General features: G+C 66.0%; 11 protein-coding genes. 7 read left to right on the top strand and 4 right to left on the bottom strand.

Going from position 1 to position 13811, the window contains the following annotated elements; genetic code table 11:
• The first annotated feature begins 27 nt into the window (after positions 1-27).
• Entirely contained in the window at positions 28-663 is a 636-nt protein-coding gene (locus tag ACSJDS_RS10630) for an OsmC family protein (protein ID WP_473035019.1), read from the top strand.
• Positions 660-1970 carry an NAD(P)-binding domain-containing protein gene (locus ACSJDS_RS10625; protein WP_473033256.1) on the top strand — a complete coding sequence of 437 codons (1311 nt, stop codon included), beginning with the start codon at positions 660-662 and terminating at the stop codon, positions 1968-1970. Before ACSJDS_RS10630 ends, ACSJDS_RS10625 begins: the two co-directional genes overlap by 4 nt.
• Positions 1971-2045: 75 nt before the next feature.
• On the opposite strand, the gene corA is transcribed toward ACSJDS_RS10625, so the two are convergent.
• On the bottom strand, positions 2046-3131 hold the full coding sequence (gene corA / locus ACSJDS_RS10620; protein WP_473033254.1) for a magnesium/cobalt transporter CorA: 1086 nt from the start codon (positions 3129-3131) through the stop codon (positions 2046-2048).
• Between the two features lie 159 nt (positions 3132-3290).
• On the opposite strand from corA, the gene ACSJDS_RS10615 reads away from it, so the two are divergent.
• Genes ACSJDS_RS10615 through ACSJDS_RS10600 form a run of 4 tightly spaced genes read left to right on the top strand, consistent with a single transcriptional unit; the run spans position 3291 to position 5836 of the window.
• Complete coding sequence (locus tag ACSJDS_RS10615) at positions 3291-3989, top strand: ABC transporter permease (RefSeq protein WP_473033253.1); 699 nt, start codon at positions 3291-3293, stop codon at positions 3987-3989.
• Positions 3986-4681 carry an ABC transporter ATP-binding protein gene (locus ACSJDS_RS10610; RefSeq protein ID WP_473033252.1) on the top strand — a complete coding sequence of 232 codons (696 nt, stop codon included), beginning with the start codon at positions 3986-3988 and terminating at the stop codon, positions 4679-4681. The genes ACSJDS_RS10615 and ACSJDS_RS10610 overlap by 4 nt, the downstream gene beginning before the upstream one ends.
• A 31-nt stretch (positions 4682-4712) precedes the next feature.
• Positions 4713-5522, top strand: a complete 810-nt coding sequence (locus ACSJDS_RS10605; protein ID WP_473033250.1) for an ABC transporter substrate-binding protein — start codon at positions 4713-4715, stop codon at positions 5520-5522.
• Positions 5519-5836, top strand: coding sequence for a hypothetical protein (locus ACSJDS_RS10600; protein ID WP_473033249.1), 318 nt, complete (start codon positions 5519-5521; stop codon positions 5834-5836). The genes ACSJDS_RS10605 and ACSJDS_RS10600 overlap by 4 nt, the downstream gene beginning before the upstream one ends.
• Positions 5837-5875: 39 nt before the next feature.
• Here the strand turns inward: ACSJDS_RS10600 and ACSJDS_RS10595 are convergent, their stop codons facing one another.
• Genes ACSJDS_RS10595 through ACSJDS_RS10585 form a run of 3 tightly spaced genes read right to left on the bottom strand, consistent with a single transcriptional unit; the run spans position 5876 to position 10379 of the window.
• Positions 5876-8173 (bottom strand): autotransporter outer membrane beta-barrel domain-containing protein, encoded by a 2298-nt coding sequence (locus ACSJDS_RS10595; protein WP_473035018.1) that lies wholly within the window; start codon positions 8171-8173, stop codon positions 5876-5878.
• 23 nt (positions 8174-8196) lie between these two features.
• Positions 8197-8964 (bottom strand): autotransporter-associated beta strand repeat-containing protein, encoded by a 768-nt coding sequence (locus ACSJDS_RS10590; RefSeq protein WP_473033248.1) that lies wholly within the window; start codon positions 8962-8964, stop codon positions 8197-8199.
• A 14-nt stretch (positions 8965-8978) separates the two neighbouring features.
• Positions 8979-10379 carry an ESPR domain-containing protein gene (locus ACSJDS_RS10585; protein WP_473033246.1) on the bottom strand — a complete coding sequence of 467 codons (1401 nt, stop codon included), beginning with the start codon at positions 10377-10379 and terminating at the stop codon, positions 8979-8981.
• Positions 10380-10828: 449 nt separating this feature from the next.
• On the opposite strand from ACSJDS_RS10585, the gene ACSJDS_RS10580 reads away from it, so the two are divergent.
• Positions 10829-13735 carry a bifunctional diguanylate cyclase/phosphodiesterase gene (locus ACSJDS_RS10580; protein ID WP_473033244.1) on the top strand — a complete coding sequence of 969 codons (2907 nt, stop codon included), beginning with the start codon at positions 10829-10831 and terminating at the stop codon, positions 13733-13735.
• The last annotated feature ends 76 nt before the right edge of the window (positions 13736-13811 follow it).

The following is a 13811-nucleotide window of genomic DNA, read 5'->3' as shown; positions in this document are numbered from 1 at the left end:
CCGCTCCCACGCTGGGTCCCACGTGGCATGGCCAAGCTCCTCCCTGACCCCCTCAGGCGGGTCACACAACGACAACCGAGGAGCGATCCCATGCACACCGCGACACCCACCATCGACAAGACCATCGACAACGGCGTCAACGTCACCGCCCTGCTCGGCGCCCGCGAGGCCCTGGCCCAGGCCCCCGAAGCCGCCCGCTTCACCTGGCGCGCCCACTGCGACTGGGTCCGCGGCACCCATAGCCGGACAATGGTGGAGAGCTATCACGGCCTCTGCGAAGAGCAGCGTCACAAGAACCGATTCACCTTCTCGGTGGACCATCCCGAGGTGTTCGCCGCCGAGGATCACGGCCCCACCCCGGTCGAGTACGTGCTGGTCGGCCTGGCCGGCTGCCTCACCGCCGGGATCGCCGCCGTGGCCCAGAATCGTGGCATCCAGCTGCGCTCGATCCGGGCCCGCGTCGAGGGCAGCATGGACATCCAGGGCATCCTCGGTATGGACCCCGAGGTGCGCAACGGCTTCGACGACGTCCGCGTGGTCTTCGAGATCGATGCCGACGCCAGTCGCGCGGAGATCGAGGCGCTGGTCGCCCAGTCCCAGAAGCGCTCGGCGGTCTACGACCTGCTCACCAATCCCACCCAGGTCCGGGTGGAGGTGGCATGATCGCCGGGCGTTCACGCCCGCCGCATCGCCCGGCCCGCGCCGTGACCGTCCTGGTCATCGGCGCGGGACACGCCGGGCTCGCCATGGGCCACCACCTGGCGCGGCGCGGCATCGACCATATGATCCTGGAGCGTGGCGAGGTGGCCCACGCCTGGCGACACCAGCGCTGGGACTCGCTGCACCTGCTCACCCCCAACTGGGAGTGCCGGCTCCCCGGCCAGGCCTATGCGGGCCCCGATCCCGACGGCTACCTGAGCATGCCGGCGCTGATCGCCTTCCTCGACGGCTATGCCCGGCGGCTGGCCTCGCCGATCCACACCGGCACCCGGGTGACGGCGGTGCGGGCGGCGGACGACGGCTACCGGGTGGAGACCGACCGGGGGGTGTGGCACTGCCGGGCGCTGGTGATGGCCACCGGCGCCACCCAGGTGCCGGTGGTCCCCGCCCTGGCCGAGGCCCTGCCGCCCTGGATCGAGAGCCTCTCCGCCCTGGCCTATCGTCGCCCGGAGCGGCTCCCGCCCGGCGGCGTGCTGGTGGTGGGCGCCTCGGCCAGTGGCGTGCAACTGGCCGACGAGCTCCGGCGCAGCGGCCGGCCGGTGACCCTGGCGGTGGGCGAGCACCTGCGCCTGCCGCGGCGCTACCGGGGCCGGGACATCCAGTGGTGGCTGGAGCGGGCCGGCCTGCTCGACCAGCGCTTCGACGAGGTGGAGGACATCGCCCGGGCGCGGCGCCAGCCCTCGCCCCAGCTGGTGGGCGGCCCCGCGCCCCGGGACCTGGACCTCAACGCCCTGAGCGAGCGCGGCGTGCGCCTGGTGGGGCGCTTGGCAGGACTCGCCGGCACCCGCCTGCAGTTCGCCGGCTCCCTGGCCATGCACTGCACGGCGGCGGACCTCAAGCTGGGTCGGCTGCTCGACAACCTGGACGCCTGGGCGCTGGCCCACGGCTGGCACGACGCCCTGCCGGCCCCCGAGCGCCCGGCGCCCACCCGGCTGCCAGCGCGGCCCTGCCTGGGCCTCGACCTGGCCGCCGGCGAGATCAAGACGGTGCTCTGGGCCACCGGGTTCCGGCCCGACTTCTCCTGGCTGCGGCTTCCGGTGTTCGATCCCCGAGGGCGTCTGACGCACCAGGGTGGCGTGGTGGCACCGGGGCTCTACGTCCTGGGCCTGCCCTTCCTGCGCCGGCGCAAGTCGGCCAGCCTCTACGGCGCCAACGACGACGCCCGGGAGCTCAGCGGCCATCTGGCCGCCTGGCTGGCCAGCCACCGCAGGCGGGTCCCTCACCGCCTGAGCGCCGGACTCGGCACTTGACCGAGCCCAGCCACTATACTGGCTGAGACACCCCTCCCGGCCCGGCGGGCACCGCCGGGCCGGGAGGGAAATGTTCTACAACCAGTGCCGGCGCCGAAACCACCACACCATCGCGAAGGTGACCAGGATCATCAGCCCCCACACCATGGGGTAGCCCCAGTACCAGTGAAGCTCCGGCATGGCAAAGGGGCTCTCCGGATGAGCGAAGTTCATACCGTAGACCCCAGCGATAAAGGTCAGGGGCAAGAATATCGTAGCGACCAACGTCAAAGTGCGCATGCTCTCATTGAGCCGGTGGCTCATGCTGGAGAGATAGATATCGAGCAGGCTGGCGGTCATGTCCCGGTAGCTTTCCACCAGGTCCATGACCTGAACCGTGTGGTCGTAGACATCGCGCATCCCCAACCGGGTGTCGCGCGTGAAGAGATCATCATGATCGCGTAGCAGTTGATTGATCACTTCTCGAGTCGGCCACAGATGACGGCGTAGCAGGATCAACTCGCGCTTCAGGCCATGTAGCCGCTCCAGAGCGGTACTGCCGGGATGATCGAGGATCTCGCTTTCCAGGTCCTCGATGCGCTCTCCGATGCCGTCCAGCACCGGGAAAGCATGGTCCACGGCAGCGTCCAGCAGGCTATAGAGCAGCTCATCGGGTGTGCCCAGCGCGCGACCGCCGCGCTCCTGAAGACGGCGTCGAACCACGCCAAAGGGATCATGGTCTTCGGCCATGACGCTGACCACGAGATTGGCCCCCAGGAACAGCACCAGCTGATGCAGCATCAGCTGACCGTCCTCGCGCTCTGCCGGAACTCCGAGGATGACCACCAGGCCGTCATCGAAGCGCTCGAGCTTGGGACGCTGCCCACCGTTGAGGATATCCTCCTGCACCAGTGGATGCAGTCCCAGTCGCTCACCGAGCCGTGACAGCTCATCCGCGGTCGGCATGCCCTGCACATGCAGCCAGTGCAGCGGCCCATCGGGGTCGGCCAGCGGGGTCAGATCGGCCGTTATCTCAAGCACGGCCCCCCAGCACCCGCGATCACGACGCGCAAGGAAGAACCGCGCCGGCGTCCGCTGTGCCTGCTGCGCGAATGACAGCTCACGCAGCGTTCCCGGGGCCGTGCCGGCGGGGTGATAGTGCTTGCGAAACAGTCGCGTCATGGTTGGGCCCCCTGTATCAGCAAAGCTGTCAGCCTCGAGGCTCGCATGCCAAACCAGTGGACATAGTGGCACATCGCTATCGTTTCGCGAATAGCACAGTTAACCTTGTCTGACCCAGGATGGCAGCGTGGACGCTGCGCCAAAGCCGCCGAGAGCCACATGCCCGACAACGCCTTTGCCACTGCTCTCCAGCTCGTCGTGAACCTCGACCCGGCGCTGCGGGAGATCGTCAGCCTGTCGCTGCGAGTCTCGCTCAGTGCCGTACTACTCGCCGCGGCGCTGGCCCTGCCGCTGGGTGCCGCCCTGGCGCTTTGGCGATTTCCTGGGCGCGGAGCAGTGGTGGTGGTGCTCAACTCCCTGATGGGGCTGCCGCCGGTGGTGGCGGGACTGGCCGTTTACCTGCTGCTCTCCCGCGCCGGCCCACTGGGCCAGCTCGGCCTGCTGTTCACGCCCACCGCCATGGTGATCGCTCAGGCAATGCTGATCCTCCCGATCATCGCCGCCCTGACCCGCCAGCAGATCGAGGAGCTGCACGCCGAGTACCGCGAGCAGCTCCACTCCCTCGGCGTCTCCCGGCCGCGCATGATTCCCACCCTGCTGTGGGACGCCCGCTTCGGTCTGCTGACAGTGGTGTTGGCCGGCTTTGGCCGCGCCAGTGCCGAGGTCGGCGCGGTGATGATGGTAGGCGGCAATATCGAGGGCGTGACGCGGGTGATGACCACCGCCATCGTGCTCGAGACCGGCAAGGGCAATCTGGCCCTGGCGCTGGGTCTCGGCCTGGTGCTGCTGGTGCTGGTGACCCTGATCAATGGCGCGGCCTACGTGCTGGGCGAAACCGCCAGGAGGCGACTGGGATGATCAGCCCGCTCCTCATTGAAGGCGTGAGTCTCCGCCACCGCGGCCAGCCGCTCTTGCACCCCTTCGATCTGCACCTGAGCGGCTGTCGCCGCAGCCTGGTGATGGGCCCCAACGGTGCCGGCAAGAGCCTGCTGCTGCGTCTTGCCCACGGTCTGATTGCCCCCAGCGCTGGACGCGTGCGCTGGCAGGGGCCAGCGCCTCGCCAAGCCATGGTCTTCCAGCGCCCGGTGTTGCTGAGGCGCTCGGCGCTGGACAACCTCACCTATGCCCTGGCCGTGACCGGCACGCCACAGCGAAAGCGCCGGGCGCTGGCCGGCGAGGCCCTGGCTCACTTTGGCCTGGAGCACCTGGCGCAGCGCCCGGCGCGGGTGCTCTCCGGGGGCGAGCAGCAGCGCCTGACCCTGGCCCGCGCCTGGTTGCTCGAGCCCGAAGTGCTCTTTCTCGACGAACCCACCTCGGCGCTGGACCCGGCCTCGATGCGCGCCGTCGAGAAAGCGGTGCTCGACTTTCATGCACGCGGTACCCGCATCCTGATGACCACCCACGATCTCAACCAGGCCAAACGCCTGGCGGATGAGATCATCCTGCTCCACGAGGGGCGCCTCATCGAGCACAGCGGCGTGGAGCGCTTTTTCAATGCGCCGACCTCCCCGACCGCCCGCACTTTCCTGAACGGCGACCTGGTCTGGTAGCTCGGCCCACTCGACGGAGGAGCACAGCGTCATGCACAAGACGAGCGTCCGCCTGGCCGCTGCCGGCCTGATGGGGCTATCGCTCTACGCCACCGCGGCAGACGTCGGCCATATCACCCTCGCCTCCACCACCTCCACCGAAAATTCGGGGCTCTTCGCGCATCTGCTGCCACGATTTCATGCGGCCACCGGCATCGAAGTGCGTGTCGTGGCCGTGGGTACCGGCCAGGCCTTCGAGATCGCCCGGCGCGGCGATGCCGACGCCCTGCTGGTCCACGATACCGCAGGCGAGGCGCAGTTCATCTCCGAGGGTTACGGCAGCGAGCGTGCCGACATCATGTATAACGATTTCGTGTTGCTCGGCCCCGCCGAGGATCCTGCTGCCATCGCCGACGCCGACACGGCGGCCGAGGCGCTGGCGCGCATCGCGTCAGCCGAGGCCCCCTTCGCCTCCCGAGGCGACGACAGCGGCACCCATCGCGCCGAGCGGCGACTCTGGCAGGCCGGCGGCATGGAGCCCAGTGGCCCCTGGTACCGACAGCTCGGCAGCGGCATGGGGCCAACGCTCAATACCGCCGCCGCCATGGACGCCTACGTGTTGAGCGACCGCGCCACCTGGGCCGCCTTCGCCAATCGCCAGAACCTGGTGCTGCTATTCGAGGGCGATGAAGCGCTATTCAACCCGTACGGCAGCGTCGTTATCGACGCCGAGCGCCACCCGCATCTCAAGCATGACCTGGCGGCCCGGTGGCACGCCTGGCTGCGCTCCGAAGCCGGCCAGCAAGCCATCACCGAGTTTCAGGTCAAAGGCGAACCACTGTTTTTTCCTGCAGTCGAATGACGCCATCTCCTACAGCGGCAATCCGGCGCTCTACCCGCTGGTCGACGATCAGGGCTGTCGCGACCTGGTGGTGGTCCAGGTCAATCCTCTGGTGCGCCGTACGTACACTGCCCGACAGCTCCCGGGACATCGTCAACCGGGCCAACGAGATCACCTTCAACTCGAGCCTGCTCAAGGAGCTACGCAGCATTCAGCTGCCGCAGCAGCTGATCGACGCCGAAGGGCTGGAACTGGAGGCCTACCCCGCCATGCGGCTAGACCTGATCCATGCCGAGCACTGCAGGGAGACCCAGAACAATCGGAGAAGGCCGTGAGGCCTCCCCGGGGTTTCCTACCCACTGTTAGAACAGCGATTAAAACCTCCATTCAAAGCTGGCGCGGGCGCTGTGGTCTTCGGCGCCGTCGCCGAATTGGCCACCGTAGCCGACGCTGATAGCGGCGTTGTCGCTGATGTCCACCTGCACGCCGGCTTCCGCCACGGCGCTGTCTTCGGCCATGGGGGTTCCACTGATGGTGAAGGTGTCGCCGCTGTCGAAGCGCTGTTCACGTTCGAAGGTGGTGTCGCTCAGGGCGTGTTGCCAGCCGATGCTGCCGTAGACGCTGACCTGGGAGTCGCCGGCGTCGAAGCTGGCTTCCGGGCGCACGCCCAGTGTGGTGACGGTTGTGTTGTAGCTTTCGCTGCGGCTATTGAGCACGGCGCTGCCACCGTCTTCATTCACGCCGGCGGCCCGCTGGTGGATCTGGGCGACCTGCGCGAAGGGTTCCACACTCATGGCGCCCACTTCGATGGGAGCGGCGATCTCGGCGTAGCCGTGAAGGGTATGGGCACGGTAGTCGTCTTCCAGGCGCTGGCTGCTATTGCCGAGGCTGACGTGACGGCTGCTGTCGATCTCGTGGTGGGTGTAGAAGGCACCACCGCGTAGCTCGACACGCTGGCCGCTGCCATGGACGCTCAGCGGTGTGCTGGCGTAGGCGCCGAGATGGAAGCTGTCGACATCGGCATTGCCGCGGCCGTCCTGGGCACTGATATCGCTGCGGGTCATGCCGGTCATCAGCCCGCCGCGGAGGTTGGCGCTCAGGTCGGTATCCAAGCCGACGAATACCCCGGCGACATTGCGCTTGGCACCGGCGGCGTTGCCGTCGCCATCCTGCTCGCCCCACACGCCTAGCGCACGGGTCCAGTAGGTGATGCCGTTGTGCTCAGCCTGCTGGTCCATCAGTGCCTGCTTGCGACCGCCCCGGCGCATGCGATCATGGGTGGCATCGCGGGCCAGGCGGCTGTCGCTGATCAGTACACCGGGCAGTGTGGCGTGCAGTTCGCCGGAGAGTTGACCCATCGCTGCGATGGCCTGTGCCTCACTCATGTTCAATACATGGTCGTAGACCTCGTGCCCCGCCGCCAGGGTAAAGGCCGCATCGGCGGTGGCGATCTGATTGGCCGTCATCCCTGGCAGCGCAAAGCTGTCGATGGGCGCGGGCTCCGGCTCAGGTTCGGGCTCCGGTTGAGGTTCAGGTTCGGGCTCCGGTTGAGGCTCGGGTTCGGGCTCCGGCTCCGGTTGAGGCTCCGGTTGAGGCTCGGGTTCGGGCTCCGGTTCGGGCTCCGGTTGAGGCTCGGGCTCGGGTTCCTCGGTGGCTAGGGTGCTTGTGACGGCCAAGGCATCACCGTCCTGCGCAAACGTAAAGTTCAGGAATGCGAAATCATTCTGCAGGTCGTTATTCAGCGCCTGCTCATCTTCGATCGTCAGGCTGCTGGCATCGATAAAGGTGTATTGGGCGTTATCCGCGAAGTTGGTGCCGCTGCCGTCTTCAGGCGTCAGGTGCACGATGGCTCCAGCTTCGATCAGGGCATTGCCGCTGACCTGCACCAGATCATTGTTGACGCCAGCGATGGTGCCGCCATCGCTCATTTCCACCAACAGGGTGCCGCCCGTTGCCAGTGTCCAGTCGCCGTCTACCGTCAGCGTACCGATGGAGTTACCCGGCGAGAGCGTACCGCCCGATTGGATGGTGGTGGTACCCACGGTACCGGAGCCACCGAGGATGGCGCCGTTTTCAATGATCAGCGAGCCACCCAGCGCACCGTTCCCGTCCGCGTCGCCGACAAGCAATGTGCCGCCCGAGACCGTGGTCGCGCCCCCAAAGCTCGAACTGTCACCAGTGAGCAGCACCGCGCCGCGGCCAGCAAAGCTGAAGGCGCCATTTCCCGAGAGGATGCCGTCATAATGGGCATCGTCCGCGTCGTTTGCCTGGTCGAAAACCACCGTACCGTCATTGGCGATGTTGCCGGAAATCGAATGCACATTGCCGACCAGCGTGCCGGACTGGACAAGGGTATTCCCATAATCATTGTTGCCGGTCAGCTCCAGCGTACCCTCTCCCGTCATCACCAGGTTGCCAGAACCGGATATGCCGCCATCAAGCCGGAGAACGGTGGCATCGACGACGTCGAACCGGCCATTGTCGTTCAAGATGATCACCCGGCTGCTGTCAATATCTGCCATGGTTGCCAATGTGCCGCCATTGAACGTCAGGGTGCCATTGGCATGACCAAGATTGGCATCATTCGAGATATTCAGCGTGCCCCAGTGCAATGTGGTGCCGCCAGCATAGGTGTTGTCGTTCGACAACGATAACGTGCCGTCGCCATCCAGCGTGATGCCGCCGCTGCCCGCGATTACCCCGACTGGGTCACGCTGTCGCCGTCGGCCACCGACAGTATGAGTTCATCGTTGAGCGTCATGGTATGGCCGATATCCAGCCCATTGTCATAGGCCAGTGTCCCACCATTGATGGTCAGCGTGCCGGTGCCGAGCGCATCGTCGTGACCCAGCACAAGCGTCCCGGCGTTCAGCGCCGTGCCGCCGGTGAAGGTGTTGTTGCCTGTCAGGGTCAATGTGCCGTTGCCGTCCAGTATGACACCCCCGCTGCCCGAGATCGCGCCGGATTGGGTGGCGCTGTCGCCATCCACCACGTTCAAGGTCAAATCGTCGTTGAGCGCGATGGTATTGGCGATATCCAGCCCGTCGCCATAGCTGAGCGCGCCGCCATTGACCGTTACGGCGCCGGTGCCGAGCGCGTTGTTGTGACCGAGCGCAAGTGTCCCGGAATTCAGCACCGTGCCGCCGGTAAAGCCACTATCGCCTAACAGCGCCAGCGTGCCGTCGCCCTCCAGTGTGATGCTGCCGTCTTCGAAGATCGCGCCGGATTGGGTCGCGCTGTCGCCATCGGCCAGCGACAGGGTCAGGTCATCGTTGAGTGCGATGGCATTGGCGATAGCCAGCCCGTCGCCATAGGCGAGTGTCCCGCCATTGGCGTGCAGCACGCCGATGCCCAGCGCATTGTCGTGACCGAGCGCAAGCGTCCCCGCGTTCAGTATCGTGCCGCCGGTGAAGGTGTTGTAGGCCGTCAGCGACACGGTCCCCGGGCCATCAAACCCGATCATGCCGCTGCCCGAGATTACCCCGACTGGGTCGCGCTGTCGCCATCAGCCACCGACAGGTTCAGAGCGCCATCAAGCGTGATGGCATTGCCGATGTCCAGCCCATCACCATAGGCGAGTGTCCCACCATTGGCGGTCAGTGCACCGGTGCCAAGCGCGGCGTCGTGACTGAGCGCGATCGTTCCGGCGTTCAGCACCGTGCCGCCGTCATAGCTGTTGTCGCCCGACAGCGCCAACGTGCCGCCGCCCTCCTTGATGAGCCCAGACCCGGGCGTACCGGCAACCGTATCGGCGATGGTCGCCGTCTGGCCGGCCGTCACCTCATAGATCAGATCCATACCCATCAGGAAAAAGCTGTCACCCGCCGCATCGCCGGTGGAACCGCCCCCGCTGCCGCCCGAGCCCGCGACGGTGCTGTTGCCGGCAGAGCCGCCATCGATGACGCGGATTGAACCGCCGTCGCGGACGAAGATCGCCCCGCCAAATCCCGACCCGCCATTGCCGCCCCGTGGAGGGTTGACGCCGGCGGCGCCGCCAAAGCCGCCATCGCCGCCGCCAAAGCCGCCGCTGCCGCCGCTGCCGCCACCAGAAACGCCAAAGCCGCCGCCGCCACCGCCGCCACCGAAGCCGCCATCGCTGCCATCACCGCCGGTCGCGGTGCCGCCATCACTGCCGCCCGCGCCACCACCGCCGCCATCAAGTCCACCACCACCGCCGCCGGAGTAGCCATTATTGGCACCGCCTCCGCTCCCACCCCTGGCCTCGTTATCGGCGAGGTCAACCGAATCCAGCACCAGATTGGCCTCGCTCTCGACAAAGACCCCACCACCCAGACCGGCGCCGCCGCCGCCGCCGCCATTGCCCGAGGCACCATCACCGCCGGTCGACGCGCCGTCCCGGATGGTCAGGCCACGCAGTGTCACATCGACGGCGTCGCTGCCATTGCCAACGCGAAAGACCCGATGCTGGCCATCACCGCTGATGGTCACGCCGCTAGAGCCGGAACCATTAATTGCCACATCGAAATCAAGAGCAGGCAATTCAGACCCCAGAACGATATCGCCGGAAACACCGGGGCCAAACTCTATCGTATGAGGGCCGGCACCATCGGCGGCGGCATCGGCGATGGCCTGTCTTAGCGACCCCGCGCCGGAGTCATTGGTATTGTTCACGGTAAACACGGCCGCATGGGCGGACATACTGGAGGCCAGGCCAAGCATCAAGGCAAGCGCCGATCCGGCCAACACCCCCACACCCCAAGCAGGCTCACGCATACTGCGAGGTGCAGCCATGCTCGATGATGGGCGCGCCCCCGATACCCGGGGGCAACCGCCCTTACCACAAGAACGAGCAGTTTCCGCCACTGCTTGCCAGGTACCGGTGGAGTGGTTGAAAAGGGTACGATAGACATGATTCATGGTGTGGTTCCCTGGCTCTTCTCCATTGCCATCAGGCGATGGGTGAACTACGTCTCTTGAGTTTGTCGTTCTGACGTCACGTAATGTAGACATGGTGATCAGGCAAGCAAGCCGATGGCCCTTGTTGCATTGACCGCCCGGATGCGTATAGAAACGCCGCGCTTTTCGAGTCGACCACAGAAGACGGTGTAGCAGGACCAACTCACGCTTCAGGCCGTGTAGCTGCTCCAGAGCGGTACTGCCGGGATAATCGAGGGTCTCGCTTTCCAGGTCCTCGATTCGCTCTCCAATGCCGTCCAGCACCGGGAATCCGCTGGGTGCTGCCCTGTCACTCTCGCCGACGAATGCAATCCCCGCGATGATCCACCGATCAAACCATCTATCTGTATTACTGCAAGTAACTGTGCCTTAATGGGCATGAAAGTGGAATGGATGCCTGGAGGATAGCGTTGCACTCTCGACCGTCACTGTGGTGCCTGATACCCGGGCTTGCGCTCGTCTATCTGCTGGTGGGCATCGTCGTCAGTCACTCCGGACTGCATACCCAGATCATTCCGTTCTGGCTCCCCGCCGGGGTCGCCCTGGCGGCGGGGCGGCACTTCGGCTACCGCATCCTGCCGGGGGCGGGCCTGGGCAGCCTGATCTTCAACCTGGGCATGCCCACGCAGTGGAGCTTCGCCCTGACCCCGGCGCTCTGGCAGTCGGCCCTGCTGATTGCCATCGGCGTGACCCTGCAGGCGGCAGTGGGCACCTACCTGCTGAAGCGCCTCGGCGAGCCGATCTCGATCGGTGGCGAGCTTAAACTCGCACGCTTCATTTTCCTGGTGGGCTTTGGCAGCAGCCTGATCAGCGCCAGCATCGGCGTCACCAGCCTGTGGGGGCTGACCCAGCCGGCAGGCGGCATGAGTCTGGCCCACGACTGGCTGACCTGGTGGCTGGGCGACAGCTTCGGCATCATCCTGATGACACCGCTGTGCCTGGCCCTGCTGACGCCGGCCCACCAGCGCCGCAATCCGAACCTGCATAGGCGCCTGGTGATGCTGCTGGCCGGCGGGCTTGGCGCCATTCTGATCACCAACCAGGCATATCTCTTTCATCTCGAGCGCCAGCTGGCCAGCGGCTTCCAGCGGGATGTGGAAATCCTGCAGGCCAACGTCAATCGCCTCTATCAGCAGAACCTGGCCGATCTTAGCCGCCTCGAGCGCGAATTCACCCAGCAGCAGGGCATGACACCCGAGGCCTTCCGCGACGTCACAGACGATATTTTCACCGACAATCCGGCGGTGCTCGCCTACTCCTGGGACCTGATCGTCGCCGCCGAGGAGCGAGAGGCGTTCGAGGCACACACCCAGGCGCTGCTGGACTGGCCGGCGTTCGAGGTCTACGGCGAATCGCCCGAGCCCGATGATCCACTGGTCGTGGTCCAGTACGTGGAACCGTTCACCGAGAATATCGCGGCGCTGGGCTTCAACCTGCTCTCCGAGCCCGACCGACGCCGCTGGGTCCTCAAGGCCCAGGAAACCGGCCGACCGGTGGGCACCGAGATCCTCAACCTTACCCAGGCCCCCGACGAGCCAGGCGCCCTGATCCTGCAGCCGGTCTACCTCAACCCCGACGCCGAGGATGGCGATCTGCTCAGCCGCGACAAGCAGTTGGTCGGCTTCATGGCCGGGGTCTTCACCATCCAGCGCATGGTCAAGGCGGCCATCGCCCAGAGCGAACTGGAGCATGTCACCCTGACTCTCAGGGATGACGATGAGGTCTTCTATCGGTATCCGTCGTCGAACAGCGGTGACGCCACCGAGTTCTATCGCGGCAGCTTCGCCTTCGATTTTGCCCAGCAGCCCTGGCAGGTAGAGATAAGCGGCGGCCACGCCTATCGCGCCGCTAGCTCCCAGAACAGCTCGCTGGAGTTCCAGCTGCTGCTGGTGCTGGTTGGGGCCCTGGCCTCCAGCGTCATCCTCGGCATGTACAGCCGTGAGGACAGCCTGGCCAGCCGCGTTGCGGAACAGACACGCTCGCTGCGCTTCCAGGCCGAGCACGATCCCTTGACCGAGCTGCCCAATCGGCTGCGGCTCGAGCAGCAGATGACAGCGCTGCTGGAGCGGCCCGACCCGCCGCCCTTCGCGCTGCTGTTCATGGACCTGGACCGCTTCAAGCTGATCAATGACAGCCTGGGCCACACCACCGGCGACCAGCTGCTGATCGAGCTGACCCGGCGCTGGCAGGCCACCCTCCCAGCCGGGTGCGAGCTCTATCGCCTGGGCGGAGATGAATTCGTGCTGCTGCAGCAGCTGACGCCAGACACGGTGCCCGAAGCGACCGCCGAGCGCCTGCTGGCCGAGACCCGCAAGGCCATCCGCGTGGATGGCCTGCACCTGCAGATCACCGCCAGCGTGGGGCTGGCCCTCTGCCCTCTGCATGGCGTCGAGCACCAGACGCTGCTGCGTAACGCCGACACCGCGCTGCACGGCGCCAAGGCCCTGGGAAAGAACCGGGTGCTGCGCTACCAGCACAGCCAGACGGACGCCACCCAGCAGCACTTTTCCCTGGAACAGGACCTGCGCCTGGCCGTCGGCACCCATCAGTTGCTGCTGCATTTTCAGGCCCAGTACTCCCTGAAGGACAAGACGCTGGACGGGGTCGAGGCCCTGTTGCGCTGGGAGCATCCGCAACGCGGCATGGTCTCTCCCGGAGCGTTCATCCCGCTCGCCGAAGAGACCCAGCTGATTGTGCCGATCGGCTGGCAGGTGATCGAGATGACCTGCCGACAGATCGCCGCCTGGGACGCGGCAGCCCAGCCCGTTCCCTGTGTGGCCGTGAATATCTCTCCCCTGCAGCTGCTGCAGTCGGATTTCGTCGACTGCCTGAACCGCCTGGTGGACGCTGCCGGCGTGTCTCGGCATCGTCTGGAGTTGGAGATCACCGAGACCCTGCTGCATCTCGACCCGGACTTCGCCTTCCAGCAGCTCAAGGCCCTGCGACGCGCCGGCTATCGCCTGGCCCTGGACGACTTCGGCACCGGCTACTCATCGTTCAATCGACTCAAGAAGATGCCGCTGGACCGCATCAAGATCGATCGCTGCTTCGTCAAGGACATCGGCCGCAACCCCAAGGATGAAGCGATCATCCGCAGCATCATCGATCTGGGGCACCGGCTGGACATGAGCGTACTCGCCGAGGGTGTGGAAACCTGGGAGCAGTTCAACTACCTCGCCGCCGCTGGCTGCGACAGCATGCAGGGCTTCCTGCTGGCCAGGCCTACCGCCGCCCGGTCTTTCACGAGCCGCTATGAGGAGGCCCCACCCTATCCAGCGATGCAGGTGGCTAACCCCCCCCAAACCCGCTTGCCCTAACGCGGCATGCGAGCGGATCGGCAGCCGATACCGGGGATGAAAATATGGCACCATAGGGCCAGAGTTACGGGGTGCA

It is taken from the genome of Halomonas sp. SL18_1 (assembly GCF_055755715.1).
Note: the sequence above shows the minus strand (reverse complement) of the source record. Positions and strands in the feature narration are given on the sequence as shown.

Coding starts and splice junctions, on each gene's coding strand:
- ACSJDS_RS10630 (WP_473035019.1), top strand. CDS start 28: ATGGCCAAGCTCCTCCCTGACCCCCTCAGGCGGGTCACACAACGACAA.
- ACSJDS_RS10625 (WP_473033256.1), top strand. CDS start 660: ATGATCGCCGGGCGTTCACGCCCGCCGCATCGCCCGGCCCGCGCCGTG.
- corA (WP_473033254.1), bottom strand. CDS start 3,131: ATGACGCGACTGTTTCGCAAGCACTATCACCCCGCCGGCACGGCCCCG.
- ACSJDS_RS10615 (WP_473033253.1), top strand. CDS start 3,291: ATGCCCGACAACGCCTTTGCCACTGCTCTCCAGCTCGTCGTGAACCTC.
- ACSJDS_RS10610 (WP_473033252.1), top strand. CDS start 3,986: ATGATCAGCCCGCTCCTCATTGAAGGCGTGAGTCTCCGCCACCGCGGC.
- ACSJDS_RS10605 (WP_473033250.1), top strand. CDS start 4,713: ATGCACAAGACGAGCGTCCGCCTGGCCGCTGCCGGCCTGATGGGGCTA.
- ACSJDS_RS10600 (WP_473033249.1), top strand. CDS start 5,519: ATGACGCCATCTCCTACAGCGGCAATCCGGCGCTCTACCCGCTGGTCG.
- ACSJDS_RS10590 (WP_473033248.1), bottom strand. CDS start 8,964: ATGATCGGGTTTGATGGCCCGGGGACCGTGTCGCTGACGGCCTACAAC.
- ACSJDS_RS10585 (WP_473033246.1), bottom strand. CDS start 10,379: ATGAATCATGTCTATCGTACCCTTTTCAACCACTCCACCGGTACCTGG.